Source organism: Caminibacter pacificus (genome assembly GCF_003752135.1).
Classification (GTDB): domain Bacteria; phylum Campylobacterota; class Campylobacteria; order Campylobacterales; family Nautiliaceae; genus Caminibacter; species Caminibacter pacificus.
Map to the genome: position 1 here is coordinate 61,727 of NZ_RJVK01000001.1, position 25,060 is coordinate 86,786.

Consider the following 25,060-nt stretch of genomic DNA (forward strand, 5'->3'; position numbering starts at 1 on the left):
TACTCGAAAATTTCTAAAAGGAGATTAAATGAAAAAATTACTTGTAATTGCAGCGGTAGCTGGTATGGCTTTTGCATATACTGATTGTGCTATGTGTCATAACGGTGGTATGGCTCAAAAACTTGACAAATTAACTCCAGCTCAAATCGTAAAAATGATGAAAGAATTCAAAGCTGGAAAAGGTAACCAAACAATGGTTGGAATCGCTCAAGGAATGAGTGATAAAGAAATTCAAGAAGCAGCTAAAAAATACGGGAAAAAATAATTTCCCAATTTTTTCTTTTTTCTTTTCAATAAGTGACTGACGCTAATAGTTCAATTGTGCTCTCTTATCTCTCGTAAGATTTTCAATTTATTAAAAAAGCCCGAAAAGGGCAAAAAAATTACTCGTGAGTTACAACCGGCATAGGCGGTTCATTTTTAAGTACTTTTTTAGCATTATGGTATTTTTTGTACATTTTCATTCTGTAATTATAGATGTCGTTCATTTCTCTGATATCTTGCATTACTTGGAAAACTCCGTGCCAATGAGCATAATCCGGACTACCCATTGCGGCTGCATGTCTGAATCTCGTACCTTCATAATGCCATAAATAATAGTACAATTTAAAAAACGGATCACTCCATAAATCTTCTTTAATTAGACCTTTTGATGCTAATGTTTTAAACATTTTTGAAGCAGAAGCTTCATATTGATTAAATACTTTTACAGCAGCGTCGCTTCTTTGGAAAAAGTTGTTTGTAAACGTTACTTGGTGACAAGCTAAACAAACTTTTTTCATATCGGCTCGGACCTTTAGGATTTCCTGTTTTTACATTTCCTCTAATTACGGTTTTTCCCGGTATGATTTTTCCTCCGCCTTGCCAATAAGCCCAACCTGCCGTTTCGTTTCCTCCGGTTCTTTCAAAACTTGAAGGCGCCCATAAATTCCATTTTAGTCTTAACGAAACATTATGAGTTGATTTTAATCCGTTTATATTACTCATATGACAAACAAAACATGTTGCGGCTCTAACTGTTTTACCTGGGATGATTTTTTTTGAGTTAAAGTCGTAATTTTTTTTATTGGTTTCAAAAATATGTCCGTGTACGCTTGAATGAAAAATTTCTTTGTCAGGATGATCTGGGCCTAAATGACAATTGCTACAGCTTGCGGGATTTCTGGCTTCTGCTGCGCTAAATTTATGTCGTGTATGACAAGCGAGACAATTTCCAACACCTCCGTCAGGATAAAGTGCCGCTATTCCGTCACTAGGCCATGTATCAGGAGATGGTACGCCGTTTTTATCGAGTTTGATTGCCGTACCGTGGCATTGTACGCATAAATTTGCAACGTTTAAATCTGCAAGTTTAGGATTGTTTTGGTTCGCTCTATAAACAGATAAGTCGTTTCTGATTCCCTTAACCATTTCTTTTCCGCTTATTCCATAAGAGGGATTGTTTCCTTTTAAACTTTCGTAATGATAAGCGATTTTGGTCATCAAAATCCCATTGCCTGATTTGTTATATGCAATCCATTGCGCTCCGGCTCTTGAATGTCCGGAATTTAGATATTCTGTTACTTCTTTGGCGTGACATTTAGCACATGTAACAGAAGATACGGTAATTTGTACCGTCCAATTTTTACCTTGGAAAGGATGAGATTTGAAAGAGGTCGGATAGTCTTTTGGAACTACGTGACATTGAACGCATCCGATTCCGGCTTTTGCATGTTTTGAATGTTGCCAATCTGCGACGATTCCAGGGTCCATTACTTTGTGACAAATTAAGCATTGGTTGGTTTTTACTGCAGGATTTGGTTTAAAGTTTTTTAACTTTATGTAATTTGGATTAGAAGTTAGAGAATTTGCAGCCAAAGATACGGTTGTGAGTGTTGCTACACTTAGTCCGGTTGAAATTATTTTTTTCATGATTAATCCTTTAATCATCCCACAAAACGAGTATATGCCTTCCAAGTGCTTCTAGAGTGCTATATGAAAGTTTTAGAGGTCAGTTAAGTTTTTGTAATATTTAATATAAGAAGGAGTTATCTATTAGTAGTGTCTGTGAGTTTTATTTTATAATAAAAAAAGCCCGAAAGGGCCAAAAAGATTATTCGTGAGTAACAACCGGCATTGGAGGTTCGTTTTCAAGAACTTTTTTAGCGCTTCCGTATTTTTTAAGCATTTTCATTCTATAGTTGTAGATATCGTTCATTTCTCTGATATCTTGCATTACTTGGAATACACCATGCCAGTGTGCATAGTCAGGTGATCCCATGGCAGCACCTTGTCTGAATCTTCTTCCTTCATGATGCCATAGGTAGTAGTATAGTTTAAAGAACGGATCGCTCCATACGTCTGATTTAATTAGACCTTTAGCTTTTAGTTCTTTCATCATTTTGTTTGCTGCAGCTTTGTATTGGTTGTAAATTTTAACTGCCGCATCTACTCTTTGGAAGTAGTTGTTTGTAAATGTTGCTTGGTGACAAGTCATACAAACTTTTTTCATATCTGCTCTTGCAGCTTCAGGACCGTTAGGGTTACCAGCTTTAGGGTTACCTCTTGTTACAGTAGTATCAGTAACTTTTCCTCCACCTTTCCAGAATGCCCAACCAGCAGTTTCATGTCCGCCAGTTCTTAGGAAACTATCCGGTGCCCAAAGGTTCCATTTAAGTCTTAGAGATACGTTGTGAGTTGCTTTAAGACCATTGATTCCACTCATATGACATGTGAAACATGTAGCGGCTCTAACTGTTTTTCCTGGGATTTGTTCTCCAGTGTCGAATTTGTAATCTTCTTCATTTGTATCAAAGATATGTCCGTGAACGCTTGATTCGAATACTTCTTTATCTGGATGGTCAGGACCTAAGTGACAGTTAGTACAAGCTGCCGGATGTCTTGCTTCAGCTGCGCTGAATTTATGTCTGCTGTGACATGCTAGACAGTTTCCAACACCACCGTCCGGATATAGAGCAGCAATACCGTCGCTTGGCCAAGTAGTCGCGTCAGGTCTACCTTGTTTGTCAAGTTTAACTACAGTACCGTGACATTGGATACAAATGTTAGCTACGTTTAGGTTTGCTGTTCTTGGATTGTTTTCGTTTGCTCTATAAACAGGAAGGTCGTTTCTGATACCTTTTTCCATAGTTTTACCGTCAACTAGGTAAGACTTATTAGCACCTTTTAAGCTTTCATAATGATATGAAAGTTTTGTCATAAGGTAACCGTGTTTGTTTTTAGGAGTAGCAAGCCATTGAGCAGCACCTCTTGCGTGTCCTGAATTTAGATATTCTTGTACTTCTTTTGCGTGACATTTAGCACAAGTTACAGATGAAACTGCGATTTGTACCGTCCAGTTTGCACCTTGCATTGGGTGAGCTTTGAATGCAGTTGGATAATCTTTTGGAACAACGTGACATTCAACACATCCTACACCAGCTTTTGCGTGTTTAGAATGTTGCCAGTCTGCAACGATTCCAGGATCAGTAGTTTTGTGACACATTAAACATTGGTCGTTACTTACACCCTTAGGTTTGAAATTTTTAAGTTTTTGATAATTCGGGTTTGAATCTAAGCTGTTAGCTGCGAAAGCAACACTTGCAATAGCAGCTACGCTTAACCCAGCTGTAAGTGCTTTTTTCATTTTCACTCCTTTTCGAGACATTCTCTCTTAAAAATTCTACAAAAACAAAGTGTCTCAAAAGTGCCAAAATGAAACAAAAATTAAAAAAACGGGGGAAAAAGAGAGGAAAGATTAATATTTACCTTTAAGAGAACCGAAATATCCAACTTCTTCGGCTTTTCTGTCAGTATTTAATTCTTCTACTGTAGCATTTAGGTCCATATCTTTTTTCATTTCTTCAAGTTCTTCTTCACAGTAACTCATATGCATATCGGCACTGATTACATATGGAATGTCTTGGATTTTTGTTAATTTGTCTATCTCTTCTTCGACGTTTTTTCCTTCGATAGTTATAATAATAATACCTTTTTCTTTATCTCCGAAATGTACTTCGCACAGTCCGCTATCGATAAGATTCATCCAAACTGAATCATAATTTTGAGGTAAAGTTTTTACTATAATACTTGAAATATTCATGGTTACTCCTTTAAGTTCCAGATTATTACTTCTCCGGTTGAGAAGCTTATTATTTTATTTTCGTTGATATAATAAATTCCGTTTAACGGCATACTGTGACCTCTTAATATATAAAGTAATTTTTTATTAAAATCATAAACTCTTATATCATTGTTTTCGTCGTATTGTAAAGCGAAAGTATCGAGTTTAGGTGATAGTGCTACCGCATAAGGAAGAAAGTTTGCTGTCATTTCGATTTTGGAATATTTTGTCGTAATATCGTAAACGGCGACTCTTTTATCACTGCTTCCGTTTATTACGTAATTTTTTACAAAATCAAGACTTAAAGTTTTATCTTTATTGAATCCCATTATTTTCGCAAGTATTTTTCCGTTTTTTACCTCAATGATTTTAACTGAACCACTTTCATCACCTATTGCCGCTTTCGTTTTTACTCTATTTAACGCAAAAGTAGAGAAAACATAACTGTCGGCTTGGACTTTATATAAAAATTTTTTTTGATTCAAATCGTAAAGAGTTACTTCATCACTTAGAAGACCGAAAAAGATTTGGTGGTTATTGATAAATCTTGCTTTCATAAGAGTCTCTTTTGTAGTGAAGACTTTTGTTAATTTATGAGTTTCCAAATCGAATAAAAACAAATCTCTTTTTGCTTCTTCGTCTTCAGTTAAGATAAGCAAAGTTTTTCCATTTGGCGAAATATCCAAAGAATATACCGGCATTGGTTGTAAATCACCCATAAAATCATGAATTTTAGGAAGTTTTATCGTATATATCGTCTCATATGTTTTGGCGTCTTTTATTTCAACCGTAGAGTTTTCAAGACCGCCTATTATAAATTTTTGATTAAAGGCCAATTTATCGATATAACTTGAAAAGTGAATAACTTTTAACGGTTTAACGATTTGTGATGCAAAAGCAAATATTATTGTTAATGTTAATAATAAAATTTTTTTCATGTCAAGACCTTTATAGAGGTTTGTATTCGATAGCGTCGGTAGGACATACACCTACGCAAAAGCCACATCCGGTACATTTTTCCATATCTATTACCGGACTAAACATTCCGTTGTATATTATAGCATTTTCTTCGCAGATATCTTGACATGAAAAGCAGATTGTTTGATTCCATGCGAGACATTTATTCGGAATTAGAATAATATCCGCTATTTTTTCTTTTTTGTTTTCTATTTTCAATACTCCGTGAGGACAGGTTTGTGCGCAGGCGTCACAGAAAGTACAACCACTGTTTGAAAAATCTAAAACGGGCATTTCATTTTCTATTTTTATGATTTTTTCTTCGCATGCAGTCAAACAATCTTTTGTTTCGCATTCCATACATTTTAAGAAATCTTCTTTTTTTTCGAAATATGGAGGATAAATGAAAGATTTAAAAGGAGAGTTTTTAACTCTCCTAAAAAGGTTTCTTCTGTTTTTGTCTATCATAGACCTTGATTAGCTTTCATAGTTTCGAATTTGTTTTCGATAACAGGGTCAAGTTTAGCTTGAGGTGCGTGACAAGTAGTACAGAAATATCTGCTTCCTGCAACTTTTGGTTTAACTTTATCTCCTTCGAAGTTATCTACAAAGTGATCTTTTGGCATTGCAGGAATACCAAGAGCTTTAGCTTGTTGAGGCATATGGCAGCTTAGACACATATTTTTTCCTACTTTAATAGGCACCATTCCTTTGATACTGTGAGGAATCATAGGAGGTGCAGTAACGAAAGATTTTTTGAATCCTTGTACTTTTCCAGGGATTGGAGCCGGTGCGTGATATTGAACTACAGGAAGGTTTTCACTACCTGCGTTTAAGTCAGTTTTTCTAATTCCTGTAACTTGTACAGTTTTATTGCTTACAGCGTTAGTTTGAGTATTGTTTGTACTACATCCAGCAAGTACAAACATTGCTGCAATACCACTAATTAGTAGCAGTTTTTTCATTGTTTTCTCCTTTTTTGTTGATTATATATCTTAGTGTAAATTCAAGAGCGTTGTCATTACATACTTCGATACATCTTCCGCAATTCGTACATTCGATTCCGGAAATGTAATCGCTTTTTTTGTCTATTACAGGTGATAATACCTGATTTTCAGGGCAAATTTTTAAACATTCACCGCAAGCGGTACAATTGTCTTTGTTATGCCAAACTCTAATAATACTCTTAGAGCCTACAATGCTATACATTGCGCCTACAGGGCAGATATGACCGCACCATCCGTTTTTCAGTACGAATGCGTCAAAAATGAAAATTACAAGTAACCAAACCCAACTAAAACCTAAAGTAAATGCCACGGCTCTTGTAAACATACCGATAGGACTGATAAATTCAAAAGCCGCCGCACCTACTACAGTAGATACGATTAACATCATAACCATAAAAACGTATCTGAAGTTTCTAATTTTAGTTGCATTTATCAAATTGTCTTTTTCATGGTGTGTTTTTCTTCTAACCCATGCTGCGAAATCCGTAATCATATTAACAGGGCATACCCAGCTACAATAAGCTCTTCCGCCTATTAAACCGTAAAAAAGTAAAATAATTACGACACCGATTATCAAATCGCTACTAATAACCGCTCCCGCAAATAGCATTTGCAAAAAAGCATAAGGGTCAGTTAACGGAATGGTGTTAAAAAGTTTTGAAAAACTTAAGTTACCCATCAAAATTTTAAGACCCCAATAATTAGCCGCAAAATACAAAAATAGAATTGTTAGCTGGGATATTCTTCTTAGAATCAAATATCTGTTTTTAATTATTGATCCCATGTTACGCCTTGGTTAAGATTTTGAATAGGACTAAGCTTGCTTCTACCAGTTTCAGTCGTTGTTTTCGTAGAAGCGTTTTTGACTCTTTGTTGGTCTTTTTTATCCCAGCCTTTTACGTATCTATCACCGGCTTTTCCTAAGAATACGTCTCTTGGGAATACTTTAATAGCTGCTTTTTCAGTAACGCATGCCATTTCGCACATACCGCATCCGGTACAAGCGTCTTCATGTACTACTGGAATACGATAAGCGTGTTTCCCGGTTCTTTCGTTCTTTTTCCATTCGATAGTTATCGCTTTATCCATTTCTGGACAAGCTCTATAGCAAGCCGTACATTGTAATCCCCAAAAGGCGATACAACTGCTCGGGTCGATTACCGCAACGCCCATTTTCGCATAGTCGATTGCGACTTCGCCTTTGTCGTTTTTACACATATCGGGCGTTAATGCCCCTGTCGGGCATGCATACATACACGGAATATCATCACACATAAAACAAGGTCCGGTTCTTGCTATAAAATAAGGCGTACCTATAGCGACGTTGTCTCCGGGTGCGCCTAATTTTAAAGTTATGATTTCATTTCCGTCAATTATTACTTTGTTTTCTCTGTTTTTACATGCTTCGACGCATAATCCGCATCTAATGCATGTTTTTAGAAAATCTTCTTCTTTTAAAGCCCCAGGAGGTCTTAATGTTAGGGGCTTGTTTTTATTTTCTTCAACAAAAGCGCCAACAATAGTACCTCCAGCAGCCGCAGCTGCTGAGGCTTGTATCAAAGAAGTGATAAACTGTCTTCTTTTGTTATCCACAAATTACCTTTACGCTTTATAAATTTTAACTGCCGCTTTTTTATAGTCTGTTTCTTTACTCATAGGACATGTCGCGTCAAGACAAACTTTGTTGATTAATACTTTTTCGTCGAACCATGGAACGAATACAAGTCCTCTTGGCGGTTTGTTTCTTCCTCTTGTTTCGACTCTTGCTTTTACTTTACCTCTTCTACTTTCGATAACTACAAGATCGAATCTTTGAAGACCTAATTCTTTAGCGTCTTTAGGGTTCATATAACAAAGTGCTTCAGGCATTGCTCTATAAAGTTCCGGTACCCTCATTGTCATTGTACCACTATGCCAATGTTCAAGTACCCTACCTGTACATAGCCAGAAGTTATATCCGTCATTATCGTATTTAGGATCTTCTGGGTGAACCATAAACGGTCTGAAGAATATTTTCGCTTTGTTTGGTAACGGATATTTTTTCTTAGGATTAATAGGTCCTTGTAATGTTCCTTTTGGAATTGCTTTAAGAAGAGGACCGTAGAATGCGAATTTTTCACCAGGTTTAGCATATTTTCTTGCATATGGGTCGTAGTTAACGTTGAATCTCCATTTAGTTTCTCTTCCGTTTACTACCGGCCATCTTAGACCTCTAACTTTATGATATGTATCGAAGTCCGCAAGGTCGTGTCCGTGTCCAAGACCGAATTTTCTGTATTCTTCCCAAAGTGCTTTTTGAATGAAGAATCCGTATCCTTTAAATACTTTTCCGTCACTTCCAACAACGTTTCTGAAGTCTCCCTCAGCTTCTGTGTTAGGATGCATTTTTCCTGTTTGAGGGTTTTTAGCAATCGGATCTGGCCATGGGAAGTTTTTGTGATATTCAGGTCTATTGAATAGAACGTCAAATAGTGTATCTTCAGGGCTGTATCCCATTGCTTTTGCTTCTTCTAATACGTCTGGAAGTACTGTTCCGTCAGGAAGTTTCCACTCATGCCATACTTCTTTAAGTTTAAATCTTTTTGCGAATTCAGCCATTGTCCAAATGTCAGTCATTGCGTTACCCGGAGCTACTACTTGTTGTCTCCAATGTTGTGTTCTTCTCTCAGCGTTTCCGTATGCTCCCCATTTTTCATAAATCATAGCTACCGGTAGGATTAAGTCTGCAACTCTTGCAGATACACCAGGATAACATTCGTTTACAACAATGAAGTTATCCATTGTTCTTGCTGTTTTTAACCAGTGGTTAGCGTTAGCTGTGTTTTGCCATGGGTTGTTTACGTGTACCCAAGCCCATCTGATTTTACCTTCTTCCATATCTCTCATGATTTTTAGGAAGTGGCTACCTACTTTAGGGTTAAGTGTTCCGTGTGGTAATTTCCATAATTTTTCAGTAATTTTTCTATGTTTAGGATTTGCTACAAGCATATCCGCCGGAAGTCTGTGTGCGAACGTACCAACTTCTCTTGCTGTACCACATGCACTTGGTTGTCCTGTAAGTGAGAACGCACCGTTTCCTGGTTCGGCTTGTTTTCCTAATAAGAAGTGAACTGTGTATACGATTTCGTTAATCCAGCTACCTCTTACGTGTTGGTTGAATCCCATAGTCCAGAAAGATACTACTTTTCTATTCGGGTCACAGTAAAGGTCTGCAAGTTTTTTAAGTTTTCTTTTGAAGCTTTCAAGTGATTCGTCTTTATCACCTTTTGCTACTTTCGCTACATAATCAAGTGTATAAGGTTCTACCGCTTTTTTGAAATCTTCAAAGCTGATTTGCCAGTGTTTGAAAGGAGCTTTTCCTTTGTTGTGTTTCATAACCATTTCATCACCGGCTTTCCATTTACCGATTGCGCTAAGTGCTACTGCTTCTTCAGGTGTAACAACTTTAACGTCTTGTTTTCTAATTGTTTGCATTTCTTTTTCAGAGTATCCTAGTTCTTTTGCTTTTTTAGGATCTCTTAGACCGTATCCCGTATCAACAAAACCTGTTGCGAAGATTGTGTGTTTTTTAACAAAATCCCAATTTACTGCGTTTCTATGAAGAATTTCTCTTGCGATATAGTTCATAATAGCAAGGTCTGTGTTTGGTCTGAAGATAATTTCCATATCCGCAAGGTTAGAACATCTGTTTCTATATGTAGATAGGTTAACTACATAATATTTATCAGGGTTGTTTAGTTTAGCATCCGATACTCTTGACCATAAAATCGGATGCATTTCAGCCATATTTGCACCCCAAGTTACAACAGTGTCAGTAAGTTCGATGTCGTCATAACATCCTGCAGGTTCGTCAATACCGAATGTTTGATAGAAACCTACAACCGCACTTGCCATACAGTGTCTAGCATTTGGGTCGATGTTGTTACTTCTCCATCCACCTTTTACAAGTTTAACCGCAGCGTAACCTTCTTGAATAGTATATTGTCCAGAACCGAATACCGCTACGCTTGTTGGTCCGTATTTGTTGTAATATTTTTTAAATTGTTTTTCCATTTCGTCAAAAGCTCTTTTCCAGCTTACAGGTCTGAATGGAGCGTTTTTGTCGAATTCTCCGTTTTCGTTTAATCTTAGTAACGGTTGAGTAAGTCTGTCGGCACCGTACATAATTTTCGCGTTGAAATATCCTTTGATACAGTTAATACCTCTGTTTACAGGGTTTTCAGGGTCACCTTTTACCGCAACAACTTTATTACCTTTTGTTGCGATCATGATACCACATCCGGTACCACAGAAACGGCAAACCGCTTTATCCCATTGCCATCCTGCTTCAGCAGCATTTGCAGCAGCTTTTGCTTCTTCAGGAATAGTTAATCCTGCAGCGCTTGCAGCTGCAACTGCCGCTGTAGTTTTTAGAAAATCTCTTCTTGTCATTGACATTATGCACTCCTTTTTGGATTTTTACATAATAATAATACCGCTTTTTACTTTAATTTAACATAAAATTAATTGTTTTTTTGCTTTTGTGGCACTTTAAAGGCACTTTACAGAAGAGATAAAATGTCCTATTTTATGGGCTTTTTTATAATTTTTAATTATTGCGATAACAACAAAAAAATGAATGAGCGGTTATTTATATTCTCAGTCACTTTCTTTTAATGCCTAAATTTTCGCTATTTTAAAGTTTCGATTTTTTCTTAATATTGTGTTAATATAACTATTTTTTATGATATAATCAATCAAAAAAAGGATTTGCGTGAAAATATTGCTTGTAGAAGATGATGATTTTATCGGTGAATCTATAAAAGAATATTTGGAAATGCAAGGAAATAAAGTTGATTATTTTTCATCACCTACAAAAGCGCTTGAGACAATATATCCGAGTCATTACGACATATTTTTATTGGATATCAATATGCCGGAAATCAACGGATACGAATTTTATGAAGAATTAAAAAATTATACGTCTGATGTACCTGTTATTTTTATTACGGCATATTCCGATATCGACCATGTAGAAAAAGCATTCAAATTAGGTGCGGCGGATTATATTAAAAAGCCTTTTGAGCTTAAAGAGCTCGAACTTAGAATAAAAAGATTGGTATTTAAAAATACAAATAGAATTAAAATTACGGATAATTACTCTTTTGACTTGGGTAAATTAAAGCTTTTTTACAATGATGAAGAGGTTGAACTGACTCAAAATGAAAGATATTTTCTAGAAATCTTAGTAAAAAACATCGGACAGGTAGTTGATATGAGCACTTTAAGAGACTACGTTTGGGAAGGAAAAGATATTTGTGACAATACCATTAGAACCCAAGTTAAAAAATTAAGAAGTAAGTTAAAAGAGAATTTTATTAAAAACGTAAGAGGGAGCGGATACAAAATTGAGAAAAACGGATGAATTTAAATTCGATATCATAACCGCCTTTTCTATTTTTGCATTTTTAATAATTGTTGCCGTAACATATACAGCTATTTACATTTTTACGGATATCACAACTCAGGAATTCAAAGACAAAGTAAAACTTTCGGCCGATAATATCTACTATATTTATCAAGAAAAAGTAAATAATATAAAGAATGCTACAATCGCACTTTCCAATAATGATATTTTTAATACTAAATTTACAGTAAATCCCGAAGTAATAAAATCCGTATTTAAAACTATGCTACTTGCCAATTCCAATTTAAGCGAAATAAACTATTATAATCGATACGGAAAATACGTAATAGGTTGTGAAAAAGTAAAAAACAGAGTTTTTTGTTTAAATCGGGATTCCAAAACACTTCAAGTAAATAATTACAAGTCCAATAAGAATCTTTTTTTTAAAGAGTATTTGAGTGATAAAGGACTTAATTTAACGCTTATCAGTCCTATTCAAAAAGGTAATAATAACGGATTTATTGAGGTTAGGGCTTTAATAAATAAATTGGATACGTTAAACAGTGATCTTTTTTATACGGTAATTATTAATAAAAAGGGGCAAATTTTCTTATCTAATTTTTATAAAGCAAAAAGTATTTACGATTTATTTAGCTATTCTCTTGGAGATAAGATATTAAAAACGAAAGAAGGTTTCGTAACCGATGATATTTACGTAAAAGAGCTTTCGCCTAATATAAAAATAGTTTTGATACAAAATAAAAACCTTATAAACAAAACCAATGAAGTATCTAAGAAAATGGTATTAATAATGATAGCGATTTCTATTTTGCTTGCTATTCCTCTTGGAATTTTCTTTTCGAAACCTTTATATAAATTTTATGAAGAACTTGATTTGAGGGTAAAAGAAGAGATAGAAAAAAGACAGCAAAAAGAACAAATGCTTATGCACCAAAGTAAACTCGCTTCTCTTGGAGAAATGTTAGGTAATATCGCACATCAATGGAGACATCCGCTAACAAGACTTTCACTTTTAATTCAAAATCTAGAAATGGCCGCGCAAATGAATAAACTTGATAAAGATTTTATTCAAAAATTTAAAGAAAAAGCGCAAGCTCAAATAGAATATATGTCTCAAACGATTGACGATTTTACGAATTTCTTTAAAAAAGATACGAAAAAAGTGGAATTTTGCCCTAAAGAGATTATAGAAGACGCTTTAAAACTTATGGAAGGTAGAATTAAGCAAAACAAAGTAGAGGTTGTTTTGGATATTAAAAAAACGGAGCCTATTTTAGGGTATAAAACTGAATTTTCTCAAGTCGTTTTAAACATTATTAATAACGCTATTGACGTTTTGAAAGAAAGAGATATCAAAGATAGAAAAATTTTCATAAGAATCGACGGTAAAAAAATTGAAATCGAGGATAACGCAGGAGGGATTCCGGAAGAGATAAAAGATAAGATTTTCGAACCTTATTTTACTACTAAGTTTCAATCTCAAGGTACCGGAATAGGGCTTTATATGAGTAAAATCATTATATCTCAGCATTTTAAAGGCAAGCTTTATGCTTACAACTCCGAAAAAGGCGCCGTTTTTGTTATAGATTTGTCAAATTAATGTAAAAAGCACTTTTGGAGCACTTTTTTTGCATATAATGCTCTAAAAAAAGGTGGATAAATGAAAAAATCAACAGTAGGTGCGTTAATTGTAGGAGCATTAATCGGTCTTGGAATTTCTTATGTTGCCGCTGTAGCGGTAGATAAAACGGGAACACCTGCGTTTTGTTCTAGCTGTCATACGATGAAACCGATGGTTGAAAGTTTTCATTATAGTGTGCACGGAGGAAACAACCCGCAAGGATTTGCAGCTCATCATTGTACGGATTGTCACTTGCCTCACAACAGCTTAATCGGATATTTGGTAGCTAAAGGAATCAGCGGAACAAGAGACGCATTGGCACAGTTCGGAATTATCAAAAGAGTTGATTTCAAAGAAAACTTCTGGGAAATGAAACATTACGTATATGATAGTGCTTGTTTAAAATGTCACCATGGTATAAAAGAACCTGAAAAAGCTATCGGTCTTGCAGATAACGTAAAAGAACTTCATCAAAAATATTATTGGGATGCGAAAAAAGCAGGAAAAGACGTAAGTTGTGTAAGTTGTCATAATGACTATACAATGTCTCATTTTGCACATCCAAACCTTCTTGAAACGCTTTCAAACGAGTCAAAATAATTTTTTTCCTCTTTTTTCTTCGATTAATATAAATTTAATGTAATTTTTTTGTTACAATACAACAAAAAAGGCGAAAAAATGAGAAAGTTTTTAGCATTGGCACTTTTTGTTGTGTCCGTTTTCGCTTTTGAGTGGAGCGGAAAAGTAAACTGGGCTATGAATTATCAGCTTGCAAAACAGCTGGCACAAAAAGAGCATAAGCTCATAATGGTGGATATCGCTCTTACTAAATGTCCTCCGTGTAGATATCTTGCTACTAAAGTATATACCGACGATAAAGTTGCGAATTACATTAATCAAAATTTCGTACCGGTATTTTATTTAGCCGACCAAGATCAAATTCCAGCTGAGGTGGAAGCTTATTTTACAGGTTCTACTCCGACTATTTTATTTATCAAACCGAACGGTGAGTTGTATTTTAGAATGATTGGAGCAAGACCTCCTCAAATGTTTCTAAAAATTTTAAAAGATGTAAACGAAAAATATAAAGGTGCGAAATGAGTGTAGTTAAAAGAATATCAAGAGCGTTTTTCTCTCTTGAAGTTGCGGTAGTATTGTCAATATTTTTTATGGTGGCGCAAATTTACGCTACTTTGGGATTCGCTTCAATGACTGAAGCGTGGAAGTATGTGTATGAAACAAAATGGTTTGAAGCGATAATGTGGCTTTTGGGATTGAATTTAGTTGGTGTTATGATTAGATACAAAACTTACAAAAAAACACCTATTTTTCTTTTACACGTTTCAATTATCGTAATTTTGTTAGGAGCTGCTATTACTAGATATTTCGGCTATGAAGGAACTCTTCATTTAAGAAACGGTGAAACCAAGTCGGTAATTATGGTACAAAAAAGCAAAGGAAACCCGAGTAACGTTTATCCTGTTAAATTAGGGTTTGAAGTTAGACTTGATAAATTCGTTATGAGAAAATATCCGGGTAGTATGCAACCGAGCTCATATGATAGTTACGTAACGGTTATAGACAAAAAACATAATAAAGAATTCCAATACCATATCTATATGAACCATATTTTGGTTTATGGCGGATATAGGTTTTATCAGATGAGTTACGATCCGGATGAGAGAGGTTCTATTCTTTCCGTTAATCACGACCCGGGAATGTGGGTGACTTATTTCGGTTATATCTTACTTGCGATAGGGTTTTTATGGAGTATGATTTATAAAAAATCAAGATTCAGACTTACTATTAAAAAATTACAACAAAGCGGACTTTTTGCTATCTTACTTATGCTAATGATTGGCGGAACTTACGCAAAAGCGTTTGATTTTAACGAATACGCTCAAAAATCAAAAGCGGTGGCTGATGAGTGGAGTAAAGTACTTGTACAGCAAAGAGGAAGAATCGAGCCTATGGATACGCTTGATTTGGATATAGTGCATAAACTTACATATAAAGCTAAAATGTACGGAATGAACTATAATCAAATCGTAGCAGGAATGGTGGCATATCCTGATGAGTTTCAAAAACTACCTCTTATTTACGTAGGACATCCGGCAATTAGAAAAATGCTCGGAATTAAAGGAAAATACGCTCCATACAATGCATTTTTCTTACCGAACGGGAATTTTAGATTCAGTAAAGAAATAGACGAAGCGTTTAAAACTCCTGACAAAGACAGAACAAAATTACAAAGAGAATTTTTAAAAATAAATGAAAGAGTTTATGTTGCATTTACCGTTTATACGGCTAAAATTTTCAAGATTTTTCCGACTCCTAATTCTAAAAAAATGAATTATCGCTGGTTTAGTATTGATGATATTAAACAGGCGGTAAAAATGAATCTTATGGACCCGATGACTGCTAATTTTTATTTTAATTTATTCAAAGATTTGGCTACGGGTATCAAAACATATAACGTAAAACTTGAAAAAGAGACAAGAGAAAAAATCTATCAGCTTCAAAAAGACTACAGCGGTGAGATATTACCAAGCCCTGGTAGGATAAAATGGGAAATTACATATAATAGATTACAAATTTTCCCTAAACTTATCGGTGTTTATACGACACTCGGTCTTTTAGCGATTATTTTAGGATTTATCGAAATTATCAAACTCAAAAGATTCCCGAAACTTGAAACTACTATTGTATTATTAGGATATTTGGGATTACTAATACATACTGCGAATATGCTTTTAAGATGGTATGTGGCCGGGCACGCTCCTTGGTCGGATGCATACGAATCAATTGTATTTATTGCATGGGGTTCAGCTTTTGCATCGTTAATTTTCTTTAGAAAATCAATGCTTGCTCTTGGTGCTGGTCTTTTTGTAGCGGGAATGTTTATGATGGTAGCTCACTTAAACAATATTAACCCTCAAATTACGAATATGGTGCCTGTATTGAAATCATATTGGTTATTGATTCACGTGGCGGTTATTACTTCAAGTTACGGTTTCTTGGGTGTTGGAAGTATGTTAGGACTTCTTAACTTGATACTTTTTGCAATGAGAAAAAAATATGACCTTGATAAACAGATTAAACAGTTAAATAATATTATCTATATCGCGTTATATATCGGACTTGCCCTGCTTAGTATCGGTACTTTCTTAGGCGGTGTTTGGGCGAATGAGTCTTGGGGTAGATATTGGTCTTGGGACCCTAAAGAGACTTGGAGTTTGATTACTATGATTGCTTATGCATTAATTATTCATACTAAAATGATTCCTAAAATGAGAGGAGAGTTTATATTCTCATTACTTGCATTCTTATCGTTTTTCTTTGTATTGATGACATATTTCGGAGTGAATTTCTATATCGCTCAAGGTCTTCATAGTTACGGTCAAGGTACTGCGGAAGGATATTGGTGGATTAATGTAATATTTGCAGGTATGGGAGCTTGGATTGCAGTTGTACTTGTAACTTTATTTATGGGAATAGTTCAAAAAATGAATAAACCTATCGAATTAAAAGATGATAATCACGCTAATGATTATCATCCGGAATATAAAGGAGAAAAATAATGGTTTGTGATTTATGCGGAAGTGATAATAATGTTACGGCTTATAAAGTCGAACCGAAAGACGAATATGTGAATTTATGCGAAACTTGTCTCTCTCAAATCGAGAGCGGCGAGCTTGATGAAAATCATTTTCAATGTTTAAACGATTCAATGTGGAGTGAAAAAAGTGCGGTTAAGGTGTTGACATATAGACTTTTAAAGAAATTAGGCAGAGGCGATTTGCTTGATATGATGTATCTTGAACCCGAAGAGCTTGCTTGGGCGGAAGCGGAAGCGGAAGAAAAAAGAGACGCAAACGGAAATCTTTTGAAAAACGGCGATAACGTAATGGTTATAAAAGATTTGAACGTAAAAGGCGGAGATACTATAAAAAGAGGTACGATTTTCAAAAACATCAGACTCGGAGACACTCCGGGGCATATTCTGGCAAAAAATATATATATCAAAACGGAGTTTATTAAAAAGGTGTAGCTATGTATTTTGTAATAAGTTTTAATTATCGCAACTCCGATGTGGTTTTAAGAAGTAAATTAAGTGAGCTGACTTTAGAAGATTTTGCAGATTTTAAGGAAGTGATGTTCTTAAAAACGTGTAATAGAGTTGAGGTGATTTTCGATAAAAAAAGAGATATAAACGAACTCTATGATAAAGTTTTTCATAAGGTAATAACGCCAGAAGAGATGTTAAAAGCCGAAATTTATCAAGATAATGAAGCAATCGAGCACGTTTTTAAGGTTGCGGCTTCTCTTGATTCTATGGTTGTTGGTGAGACTCAAATTACGGGGCAATTAAAAGAAGCTTTTTATGAAGCGTATGAGAAAAATTATATTGCTCAAGATTTGACGAGATTAATTCATTTTTCTTTTAAATGTGCGAAAAAAATAAGAAATCAAACAAGTGTTTCAAGCGAGCCTGTGAGTGTTGCGAGTATTGCGGTTAGAAAAGCAAAAGAGATTTTGAAAGATTTGAGCGGTTATAGTGCCGTTGTAGTAGGGGTCGGTGATACAGCAAGAATAGTATGTAAAAATTTAATAAAAGAGGGAGTTAATATCGTTTTGGTTAATAGAACGGTTGAAAATGCTTTTGCTTTAAAAGAGGAGCTTGGTGATGAAGTAAATATCGACGTGCATTCACTTGATAGTTTGCCAAAACTTATCAATAATTATAGACTTTTGTTTAGTGCTACGGCTTCAAACTATCCCGTCATAAGAAACGAACACGTAAAAGAGACGAAATTCAAAAGACTTTGGTTTGATTTGGCTATCCCGAACGATATCGAAAAAATGACATGCTCGAATATCGATGTAATTACGGTCGATGACTTAAAAGAGATTAGTAAAAGAAATATGAAAAAAAGAGAAAAAGAAGTTCAAAAAGCGAATGCTTTAATTGAAAAATGCGTTGAAGAATTTGAAAAGTATCTTCAATCTGTATCGATTGAGCCGGTAATTAAATTTTTACAAGACAAAGCGCACGAGTGTTCTAAAGCTGCACTTAAAAACGCGGTAAAAAAACACTATATTCCAAAAGAACTTGAAGAAGAAGTCGAAAAAGTTTTACATAACGCTTTTAAAAGATTTTTACATCATCCGAATCTTACTCTTAGAAAAATGGCGGATAGCGCGGAAGTAGATATTTTCGTATCTGTAATTAAAAGGCTTTTTGGGGAAAATGATTTGAAAATGGATATGAATAAATGCGAATATCATATGGAAAAAGGGATTTTTAAGTAGGTAAAGTAGTGAAATTGTGAAATAGTGAATTGGTGAAATTGTGAGTTTGTGAGTGGAAAAAAAGGAAAAATAGAAAAGGAGAATGAATGATTTTTGTTGATGCTTGTTTTGGAAAAGAGACACCTTATACACCTGTTTGGATGATGAGACAAGCGGGTAGGTATCTTCCTGAATATATGGAAGTTAGACGCAAAGTCGGAAATTTTCTTGATATGACGAGAAATCCGGAAGTTGCCGCTGAAGTTACTCTTCAGCCAATAGATATTCTCGATGTAGATGCGGCTATACTTTTTAGCGATATTTTGAATTTACCTATGGAAATGGGCTTGCCGCTTAGATTTGAAAAGGGAGTAGGTCCGATTTTTGATAAAACTATTAGCACGGAAGAAGATATCGACGCTCTTGATGCGAGTGCCGATGAAAAAATCTCTTATGTATATGAAGCGGTAAAACTTATTAGAGAGCGCCTAAATCCTGAAAAAGCTCTTATCGGATTTGCAGGGAGTCCTTGGACTATCGCTACTTATATGGTTGAAGGAAGAGGCTCTAAACAATACGCAAAAATTAAAAAAATGGTATACGCAAACCCTATGCTTCTTCATAGACTTCTTGCGTTTAATACAAAAGAAACTATTGAATATCTAAGTAAACAAATTGAAGCCGGAGCAAATGCGGTAATGATTTTCGATAGTTGGGGCGGAGCGCTTGAGAGAGAGAAATTTTTTGAATTTTCTTGGAATTATATGAAAGAGATAGCAAGAACCCTAAAACAAAAATATCCTCATATTCCGGTTATAGGATTTTCTAAGGGTGTAGGGCTTTATATGGGAGATATGGACGGAGATTTTGATGTAATAGGTGTTGATTGGAACACTCCTATTGATTACGCTCTTGGTATTTTCAAAGACAATTATACTCTCCAGGGAAATATGGATCCTACAAGACTTTATAGTAAAAGCGCGACAAAAGACGCTGTTGAGAAGATTGCAAGAATTATGAAAGGTCATAGACATATATTCAATTTAGGACACGGAATTTTACCTGACGTACCTGTAGAAAACGCTAAATATTTCGTTGATTTGTGTAAGGAAGTGAGTAGAAAATTAAGGGAGGAGTCATGAACTTAAGACGCCTAAGACTAAACAGCAATATAAGAGATTTGGTAAGGGAGCATTACGTAACAAAAAACGACCTTATTATGCCTGTTTTTATAAAAGAGGGGCTTGATGGCAAAAACGAAATCCCTTCAATGCCGGGAATTTATCAATTCGGTGAAAACTCTTTTTTGGATGAAGTAGCCGAGTGTATAGACCTTGGAATCAAAGCCGTTATACTTTTTGGTATCCCGAAACTAAAAGATTCTTGCGGTAGCGATGCACTTGATGAAGAGGGGCTTATTGCAAGAAGCGTTAGAAAAATAAAAGAGACGTTCGGAGACAAAATCGCGGTTATTACGGACCTTTGTTTTTGTGAATTCACAGACCACGGACACTGCGGGATTATAAATCCGCACTTAAAAACGGTTGATAACGACGCAACGCTTGAAATTTCAAAAAAACAAGCGGTAATTCATGCAAAAGCGGGTGCGGATATGATAGCACCAAGCGGAATGATGGACGGAATTGTCGAGGCTTTAAGAGAAGGACTTGATAGTGAAGGATTTAAGCATATTCCTATTATGAGTTATTCGACAAAATTCGCAAGCGCTTTTTACGGACCTTTTAGAGATGCTGCGGAGAGTGCGCCTGTGGAGAGTGATTATTTGCCAAAAGATAGAAAAACATACCAAATGGACGTTGCAAACGCAAGAGAAGCTCTTTTGGAGAGCCTTATCGATCAAGAAGAGGGGGCTGATATTTTAATGGTAAAACCTGCCCTTGCGTTTATGGATGTTATCAAAACTATTAAAGAAAACACCTTAAAACCTCTTTGCGTTTATAACGTTAGCGGTGAATATTCTATGGTAAAAGCGGCGGCAATGAACGGCTGGATGAATTATGAAGCTTTAATGATGGAAATACTTACAAGTTTTAAAAGAGCTGGAGCGGATATGATTATAAGCTATCACAGCAAAGACGCTGCAAAATTAATTCAAAATTAAGTAAAATAATAAAAATTTTATAAAGGATGTGAATGAAACTGACAATTGCGACTCGCGGTAGTAAGCTTGCTTTGTGGCAGAGCGAATGGGTAAAAAAAAGACTTGAAAATTTAGGACATGAAGTGGATTTGAAAATCGTAGTAACTACGGGAGATAAAATAATAGATAAACCTCTTGCAAGTATCGGAGGAAAAGGACTTTTTATTAAAGAAGTGGAAGAAGCAATGCTAAACGGCGAAGCTCAAATCGCCGTACATTCTTTGAAAGATTTTCCTACGGAATACGATACAGAACATTTTACTCTTGCGGCTATTCCTAAAAGAGAAGCGGTTGAGGATGTATTTTTGAGTGAAAATTTCGAAACGTTAGCGGAACTTCCTCACGAAGCGGTTGTAGGAACAAGCTCAATCAGACGTGCTATGCAGCTTAAAAAATTCAGACCCGATTTGGTGATTACTGATTTAAGAGGAAATGTCGATACGAGAATTAATAAACTAAAAAGAGGCGAATACGATGCGATTATTTTGGCGTATGCAGGAGTTAAGAGACTCGGAATTATCAAAGAAGTGAAATATTTTGAAATTTTAGATACCGATATTATGGTACCTGCTATGGGACAAGGGGCTCTTGGAATTGAGACGATTAATGACCCGGCTGTTATCGAGGCGGTAAAACCTCTTAACGATTTAAGAACTCAAATAGAAACGACAATCGAAAGAGATTTCGTAGATGAACTTAAACTCGGATGTCACGCTCCTGTCGGTGTAAATGCCAAAATGATGATAGACGATTCTATAAAAATAAAAGCTGCACTTGAAATTAAAGGAGAAGTGGTAAAAAGAGATTTGGTCGTAGCGTTTGACGAATGGCAAAATGCGGGTAGAGATTTTGCAAGAGAGTTTAAAAAATTAATGTAATGGAGTTATTATGAGCGGAATCGATTTTAAAAAATTAAGCAAATTTTCAAGACACGCACCAAGATACACCTCTTATCCGACGGCTGTTGAGTTTAGAGACTTAACTCCCGAGGATATTATAGATGAGCTAAAATCAGATAAGCCTCTAAGTCTTTATTTTCATCTTCCTTTTTGTAGAAGTGCTTGTTATTTTTGCGGATGTAACGTAGTATATACAAGTAAAGCCGATAAAAGAAGAAGATATATCGATTATCTAAAAAGAGAGCTTGATATCTGGGCTAAATATTTAGATACCAGCAGAATGGTAAGACAGCTTCATTTCGGAGGCGGGACACCTACGTTTTTTACTCCAGAAGAACTTGAAGAAATTTATGAAATAATCTATTCTCATTTCAAAAATTTCGAAGACGATGCCGAAATCAGTGTGGAAATAGACCCGAGATTTTTCTCTCAGAAACATATGGATGTAATGAGAAAATACGGAGTTAACAGAATAAGTTTCGGGGTTCAGGATTTTAACGAAGAGACTCAAAAAGCGGTAAATAGAATCCAGCCTTTCGATTTGACAAAAGAAGCGGTGGATATCGCAAGAGCTGCCGGAATAGACTCTATAAACGTAGACCTTATTTACGGACTTCCTTTTCAAACGCTCGAAACTTTCAAAAAGACTCTTGAACTTGTAAAAGAACTCGACCCGGATAGACTTGCGGTGTTTAATTACGCGCACGTTCCGTGGCTGAAAAAAGGTATGAGAAAAATTGACGAAACTACTCTTCCAAGTCCTGAAGAAAAACTTAAAATTTTCAAATACGTAATCGACTTTTTTGAAAACAACGGCTATAAAATGGTCGGAATGGACCATTTCGCAAAGCCTGATGACGAGCTTTTTAAAGCTATCGAAAAAGGTGAACTTCACAGAAACTTCCAAGGTTATACCACTAAAGGCGGTGCGGATTTAATCGGATTCGGTTTAACATCCATCAGTGAAACTGAAAACGCTTATTTTCAAAATTACAAAGATTTAAAAAACTACGAAAAAGCTATCGATGAAGGAAAACTTCCGACTTTTAGGGGAGTTATCTTAAACGAAGAAGACAAAATCAGAAAATATGTCATTATGGAGATGATGGCGAATTTCTCATTTGACATTAAAAGATTCGAAGAGAAATTCGGAATCGATTTCTTTAAAAAATTCGAAAATGAAATAAAAGAACTTCAAGAATTCGTTGATGAGGGGCTTGTTGAGATTACGCCTGAGAAAATATCGGTAAATAAAACAGGAACACTTTTAATCAGAAATATCGTACTTCCGTTTGATGAGTATTTCAAAAAAATGAAAAATCAAAAAGTGTTTTCAAAGAGTATTTAGGGATTACTCCCCGAACTCTTTGTCGATTTGATACTCAAGCTCTTCTTGAGCTTTTTTCGCTTTAAATTCCTGCCATAAAGCTTCGTCGTTTTTATAAGTCGTTTTTACTGCGTTTTTTAGTGAGTTTTTAATGTCTTCGTTTGTCATACCTACAAGTACGAACATCGTACCCTTAGGAGATACCCATGTGTTTATCAAATGAGAACCTCTAAGTGTTTGTTTTGTTAGCTGTTTAGATACGCTGGTAACGACTCTTTCTGCCGTTTGATTGTTTACGGTACCCGTGCTTGAATAGTATCTTTTTAGTAGGTTTTTAACTTTTAAATCGAGTCTTCTTGCTATTTCGTCTCTTGCAATTGCCATTGCTTCTTCTCTTTGGAAACTATACCCGAGGGGAGATTTCGGAGCGCTTCCTACGGCATAAATTCCGTCTTTCATATTCGCAGCTCCGTTACATACCCATGCCGGAGCTTTCGCACCGTCGATTGAGCATTGGATTTGATTAGGATTTGGTTTTTTCGAGCTACATCCCGTTATCAAAAGCAGTGCCCCAAGCGACATTAACGCAATTTTTAATTTCATATTATCTCCTTAGTCATTTTATGATATTATATACAAAAATTTTAATATAATTGTGAAAAAAGGTAAACCATGAGAATTTCAATCGGAAATCTTCCTTTAAAAAATATTGATGCCGATATTTTTCTACATCCCGTAAAATATAAAGATTCTATCGCTTATGAACCTATGGCCGAAGAAGCTGTAATCGCTTTGATAGCTAAACATTTTACTTATGATAACGTTCCTGAGCATATTAGGGATTATTTTGACGAAATGGATGACGGATATCTTTTTAGTGAGAGTAACTTTGACGAATTCGACCTTGAAAAACTTCAACAAGGTACTTTAATAATAGGCAAAGATATTCATTTACATCCGAAAGTTGAAAATATAAAAAAATTTTTGTGTATTTTAAGAGATTTCGGAGGTTTTAAAATAGAAGGAATCAAACTCCCGGAATTTTTAAAACCGAGCGATCCTATTTTAGAAGAGATAATGGAAACTGAAAAAACTTACGAAATGGCACTTGAAGAGATTGACGAACTTCCGAGTTTTGACGGAAGCGTAGTTTATGCGTGTGACGATCCGAATGTCGTAAAAGATGATGAACTATTATGTTCTCATCAGTTTGTAATCGCAAATAAAATCAAAGCTTTAAAAGTAAAAGTGGACGGAGAGATTAAAAATCTAAGAAAAATCCCGGAACTTAAAGGTACTTTCGGAGTCGTATTGAAAAAAGTGGACGAGTATCCGTTTTTAAGAGTTAAGATTGAGAATGTGGGGTAGGGAAAAGAGATGGTGATATTGTGAAATTGTGAGATAGTGAAATTGAAGAGTTGATATAAATGTAAAATTAAGCAACCTGAAACAATTGCAAATTTTAATGGAAAAAAAGCATTAAAAAAAAGCACACGAGCTCGAAGAGGTTTGTGCTTTTTAGCTTTTTTGGAATGGTCGAAATTTGCTCTTTTGTTGAAGGTGGTTAATTTTTTATAGTGATATATGGAAAATAAATGGTAAAGTAGTAAATAAGTGAAATCGTGAAATTGGATGAGGTGGTGTGGAGAAAAGGAATAAAAACATCAAAAGTTAGTTGAGATATGAAAGAAAATTTAGTATAATAAACTAAAAAAGGAGGCGAAAATGGCAGTAAATGTATGTGTTCCGCTTGCAAACGGATTTGAAGAAATCGAAGCTATGAGCTTGATTGACGTAATGAGAAGAGGCGGTCTTAACGTAATAGTAGCTGGAGTCGGCGGCGATGTAATTTACGGAGCTCATAACGTAAGAGTTATTCCTGATACTAAAATCGAGCTTGTAAATGCTGATGAACTTGATTTGGTGGTATTACCGGGAGGACTGCCTGGAGCGATTAATTTAGCTGAAGATGAGCACGTTCAAAAATTATTAAAAGAGATGGACGAAAAAGGAAAATACGTAGGTGCGATTTGTGCGGCGCCATATGCTCTTAAAACTGCCGGAGTGTTAAAAGACAAATATACGGCGTACCCGGGATGGGAAGGTAATATTAGAAAGGAAGGATACGTAAGTGACGCAAAAGTTGTAGAAGATAAAAACGTATTAACTTCAAAAGGACCTGGTACTGCGATTTGTTTCGGACTTGAAATAGTTAGAAAATTTGCAGGCGAAGATACTTATAAAGCATTAAAAGAAGGGCTTTTAGCAGACTACTGCTAAAACCTTA

General features: G+C 35.4%; 25 protein-coding genes. 14 read left to right on the top strand and 11 right to left on the bottom strand.

The annotated features are described in order from the left end of the window. Positions 1 to 28: 28 nt before the first annotated feature. Positions 29 to 265 (top strand): cytochrome C, encoded by a 237-nt coding sequence (locus tag EDC58_RS00370; protein ID WP_123351512.1) that lies wholly within the window; start codon positions 29 to 31, stop codon positions 263 to 265. Between the two features lie 118 nt (positions 266 to 383). Here EDC58_RS00370 and EDC58_RS10175 read toward each other — a convergent pair whose 3' ends face one another. From EDC58_RS10175 to napA, 10 genes are all read right to left on the bottom strand, one after another. Further along, complete coding sequence (locus EDC58_RS10175; RefSeq protein WP_235823143.1) at positions 384 to 782, bottom strand: hypothetical protein; 399 nt, start codon at positions 780 to 782, stop codon at positions 384 to 386. Continuing rightward, positions 697 to 1,911 carry a multiheme c-type cytochrome gene (locus tag EDC58_RS00375; protein ID WP_235823144.1) on the bottom strand — a complete coding sequence of 405 codons (1,215 nt, stop codon included), beginning with the start codon at positions 1,909 to 1,911 and terminating at the stop codon, positions 697 to 699. Before EDC58_RS00375 ends, EDC58_RS10175 begins: the two co-directional genes overlap by 86 nt. Before the next feature lie 181 nt (positions 1,912 to 2,092). Continuing rightward, positions 2,093 to 3,625, bottom strand: coding sequence for a multiheme c-type cytochrome (locus EDC58_RS00380; protein WP_123351513.1), 1,533 nt, complete (start codon positions 3,623 to 3,625; stop codon positions 2,093 to 2,095). A 111-nt stretch (positions 3,626 to 3,736) separates the two neighbouring features. Beyond that, positions 3,737 to 4,081 (bottom strand): chaperone NapD, encoded by a 345-nt coding sequence (locus tag EDC58_RS00385; protein WP_123351514.1) that lies wholly within the window; start codon positions 4,079 to 4,081, stop codon positions 3,737 to 3,739. 2 nt (positions 4,082 to 4,083) lie between these two features. Beyond that, on the bottom strand, positions 4,084 to 5,040 hold the full coding sequence (locus EDC58_RS00390) for a WD40 repeat domain-containing protein (protein ID WP_123351515.1): 957 nt from the start codon (positions 5,038 to 5,040) through the stop codon (positions 4,084 to 4,086). A gap of 10 nt (positions 5,041 to 5,050) precedes the next feature. After that, positions 5,051 to 5,527, bottom strand: a complete 477-nt coding sequence (locus EDC58_RS00395) for a ferredoxin-type protein NapF (RefSeq protein ID WP_123351516.1) — start codon at positions 5,525 to 5,527, stop codon at positions 5,051 to 5,053. Next, complete coding sequence (locus EDC58_RS00400) at positions 5,524 to 6,024, bottom strand: nitrate reductase cytochrome c-type subunit (RefSeq protein ID WP_123351517.1); 501 nt, start codon at positions 6,022 to 6,024, stop codon at positions 5,524 to 5,526. The genes EDC58_RS00395 and EDC58_RS00400 overlap by 4 nt, the downstream gene beginning before the upstream one ends. Further along, on the bottom strand, positions 6,002 to 6,850 hold the full coding sequence (napH, locus tag EDC58_RS00405; RefSeq protein ID WP_123351518.1) for a quinol dehydrogenase ferredoxin subunit NapH: 849 nt from the start codon (positions 6,848 to 6,850) through the stop codon (positions 6,002 to 6,004). Before napH ends, EDC58_RS00400 begins: the two co-directional genes overlap by 23 nt. After that, positions 6,838 to 7,659: a ferredoxin-type protein NapG gene (gene napG / locus EDC58_RS00410; RefSeq protein ID WP_123351519.1), complete on the bottom strand. Its 822-nt coding sequence runs from the start codon at positions 7,657 to 7,659 to the stop codon at positions 6,838 to 6,840. The genes napH and napG overlap by 13 nt, the downstream gene beginning before the upstream one ends. 9 nt (positions 7,660 to 7,668) lie before the next feature. Beyond that, positions 7,669 to 10,503, bottom strand: coding sequence for a nitrate reductase catalytic subunit NapA (gene napA / locus EDC58_RS00415; protein WP_123351520.1), 2,835 nt, complete (start codon positions 10,501 to 10,503; stop codon positions 7,669 to 7,671). A 316-nt stretch (positions 10,504 to 10,819) separates the two neighbouring features. On the opposite strand from napA, the gene EDC58_RS00420 reads away from it, so the two are divergent. The 11 genes from EDC58_RS00420 (at position 10,820) to hemN (ending at position 22,794) form a co-directional block, all read left to right on the top strand. After that, positions 10,820 to 11,470, top strand: a complete 651-nt coding sequence (locus tag EDC58_RS00420; protein ID WP_123351521.1) for a response regulator transcription factor — start codon at positions 10,820 to 10,822, stop codon at positions 11,468 to 11,470. After that, positions 11,454 to 13,073 carry a sensor histidine kinase gene (locus tag EDC58_RS00425; protein ID WP_123351522.1) on the top strand — a complete coding sequence of 540 codons (1,620 nt, stop codon included), beginning with the start codon at positions 11,454 to 11,456 and terminating at the stop codon, positions 13,071 to 13,073. Before EDC58_RS00420 ends, EDC58_RS00425 begins: the two co-directional genes overlap by 17 nt. Before the next feature lie 60 nt (positions 13,074 to 13,133). Further along, positions 13,134 to 13,694, top strand: coding sequence for a cytochrome c3 family protein (locus EDC58_RS00430; RefSeq protein ID WP_123351523.1), 561 nt, complete (start codon positions 13,134 to 13,136; stop codon positions 13,692 to 13,694). Between the two features lie 78 nt (positions 13,695 to 13,772). After that, positions 13,773 to 14,195, top strand: a complete 423-nt coding sequence (locus tag EDC58_RS00435; RefSeq protein ID WP_123351524.1) for a thioredoxin family protein — start codon at positions 13,773 to 13,775, stop codon at positions 14,193 to 14,195. After that, positions 14,192 to 16,675 (top strand): cytochrome c biogenesis protein CcsA, encoded by a 2,484-nt coding sequence (locus EDC58_RS00440; RefSeq protein ID WP_123351525.1) that lies wholly within the window; start codon positions 14,192 to 14,194, stop codon positions 16,673 to 16,675. The genes EDC58_RS00435 and EDC58_RS00440 overlap by 4 nt, the downstream gene beginning before the upstream one ends. Continuing rightward, positions 16,675 to 17,145, top strand: a complete 471-nt coding sequence (locus tag EDC58_RS10180; RefSeq protein WP_123351526.1) for an alkylphosphonate utilization protein — start codon at positions 16,675 to 16,677, stop codon at positions 17,143 to 17,145. The genes EDC58_RS00440 and EDC58_RS10180 overlap by 1 nt, the downstream gene beginning before the upstream one ends. A 2-nt stretch (positions 17,146 to 17,147) precedes the next feature. Further along, on the top strand, positions 17,148 to 18,407 hold the full coding sequence (hemA, locus tag EDC58_RS00450) for a glutamyl-tRNA reductase (protein WP_123351527.1): 1,260 nt from the start codon (positions 17,148 to 17,150) through the stop codon (positions 18,405 to 18,407). Positions 18,408 to 18,493: 86 nt separating this feature from the next. Further along, entirely contained in the window at positions 18,494 to 19,528 is a 1,035-nt protein-coding gene (gene hemE / locus EDC58_RS00455) for a uroporphyrinogen decarboxylase (protein ID WP_123351528.1), read from the top strand. Next, positions 19,525 to 20,508, top strand: coding sequence for a porphobilinogen synthase (gene hemB / locus EDC58_RS00460; RefSeq protein WP_123351529.1), 984 nt, complete (start codon positions 19,525 to 19,527; stop codon positions 20,506 to 20,508). Before hemE ends, hemB begins: the two co-directional genes overlap by 4 nt. A gap of 32 nt (positions 20,509 to 20,540) precedes the next feature. Beyond that, on the top strand, positions 20,541 to 21,425 hold the full coding sequence (gene hemC / locus EDC58_RS00465) for a hydroxymethylbilane synthase (protein WP_123351530.1): 885 nt from the start codon (positions 20,541 to 20,543) through the stop codon (positions 21,423 to 21,425). Between the two features lie 10 nt (positions 21,426 to 21,435). After that, entirely contained in the window at positions 21,436 to 22,794 is a 1,359-nt protein-coding gene (hemN, locus tag EDC58_RS00470; protein WP_123351531.1) for an oxygen-independent coproporphyrinogen III oxidase, read from the top strand. Between the two features lie 3 nt (positions 22,795 to 22,797). Here the strand turns inward: hemN and EDC58_RS00475 are convergent, their stop codons facing one another. Continuing rightward, positions 22,798 to 23,376 carry an LPP20 family lipoprotein gene (locus tag EDC58_RS00475; protein ID WP_123351532.1) on the bottom strand — a complete coding sequence of 193 codons (579 nt, stop codon included), beginning with the start codon at positions 23,374 to 23,376 and terminating at the stop codon, positions 22,798 to 22,800. Positions 23,377 to 23,445: 69 nt separating this feature from the next. Between EDC58_RS00475 and EDC58_RS00480 the strand changes: the two genes are divergently transcribed. Further along, a complete protein-coding gene (locus EDC58_RS00480; RefSeq protein WP_123351533.1) occupies positions 23,446 to 24,141 on the top strand; it encodes a hypothetical protein in 696 nt (231 codons plus the stop codon). Between the two features lie 357 nt (positions 24,142 to 24,498). Beyond that, positions 24,499 to 25,053, top strand: coding sequence for a DJ-1 family glyoxalase III (locus EDC58_RS00485; protein WP_123351534.1), 555 nt, complete (start codon positions 24,499 to 24,501; stop codon positions 25,051 to 25,053). The last annotated feature ends 7 nt before the right edge of the window (positions 25,054 to 25,060 follow it).

Coding starts and splice junctions, on each gene's coding strand:
- EDC58_RS00485 (WP_123351534.1), top strand. CDS start 24,499: ATGGCAGTAAATGTATGTGTTCCGCTTGCAAACGGATTTGAAGAAATC.
- EDC58_RS10180 (WP_123351526.1), top strand. CDS start 16,675: ATGGTTTGTGATTTATGCGGAAGTGATAATAATGTTACGGCTTATAAA.
- hemB (WP_123351529.1), top strand. CDS start 19,525: ATGAACTTAAGACGCCTAAGACTAAACAGCAATATAAGAGATTTGGTA.
- hemA (WP_123351527.1), top strand. CDS start 17,148: ATGTATTTTGTAATAAGTTTTAATTATCGCAACTCCGATGTGGTTTTA.
- EDC58_RS00440 (WP_123351525.1), top strand. CDS start 14,192: ATGAGTGTAGTTAAAAGAATATCAAGAGCGTTTTTCTCTCTTGAAGTT.
- EDC58_RS00435 (WP_123351524.1), top strand. CDS start 13,773: ATGAGAAAGTTTTTAGCATTGGCACTTTTTGTTGTGTCCGTTTTCGCT.
- napH (WP_123351518.1), bottom strand. CDS start 6,850: ATGGGATCAATAATTAAAAACAGATATTTGATTCTAAGAAGAATATCC.
- hemE (WP_123351528.1), top strand. CDS start 18,494: ATGATTTTTGTTGATGCTTGTTTTGGAAAAGAGACACCTTATACACCT.
- EDC58_RS10175 (WP_235823143.1), bottom strand. CDS start 782: ATGAAAAAAGTTTGTTTAGCTTGTCACCAAGTAACGTTTACAAACAAC.
- EDC58_RS00400 (WP_123351517.1), bottom strand. CDS start 6,024: ATGAAAAAACTGCTACTAATTAGTGGTATTGCAGCAATGTTTGTACTT.
- EDC58_RS00390 (WP_123351515.1), bottom strand. CDS start 5,040: ATGAAAAAAATTTTATTATTAACATTAACAATAATATTTGCTTTTGCA.
- EDC58_RS00395 (WP_123351516.1), bottom strand. CDS start 5,527: ATGATAGACAAAAACAGAAGAAACCTTTTTAGGAGAGTTAAAAACTCT.
- EDC58_RS00380 (WP_123351513.1), bottom strand. CDS start 3,625: ATGAAAAAAGCACTTACAGCTGGGTTAAGCGTAGCTGCTATTGCAAGT.
- EDC58_RS00375 (WP_235823144.1), bottom strand. CDS start 1,911: ATGAAAAAAATAATTTCAACCGGACTAAGTGTAGCAACACTCACAACC.
- EDC58_RS00480 (WP_123351533.1), top strand. CDS start 23,446: ATGAGAATTTCAATCGGAAATCTTCCTTTAAAAAATATTGATGCCGAT.
- EDC58_RS00430 (WP_123351523.1), top strand. CDS start 13,134: ATGAAAAAATCAACAGTAGGTGCGTTAATTGTAGGAGCATTAATCGGT.
- hemN (WP_123351531.1), top strand. CDS start 21,436: ATGAGCGGAATCGATTTTAAAAAATTAAGCAAATTTTCAAGACACGCA.
- hemC (WP_123351530.1), top strand. CDS start 20,541: ATGAAACTGACAATTGCGACTCGCGGTAGTAAGCTTGCTTTGTGGCAG.
- EDC58_RS00475 (WP_123351532.1), bottom strand. CDS start 23,376: ATGAAATTAAAAATTGCGTTAATGTCGCTTGGGGCACTGCTTTTGATA.
- EDC58_RS00385 (WP_123351514.1), bottom strand. CDS start 4,081: ATGAATATTTCAAGTATTATAGTAAAAACTTTACCTCAAAATTATGAT.
- EDC58_RS00370 (WP_123351512.1), top strand. CDS start 29: ATGAAAAAATTACTTGTAATTGCAGCGGTAGCTGGTATGGCTTTTGCA.
- napA (WP_123351520.1), bottom strand. CDS start 10,503: ATGTCAATGACAAGAAGAGATTTTCTAAAAACTACAGCGGCAGTTGCA.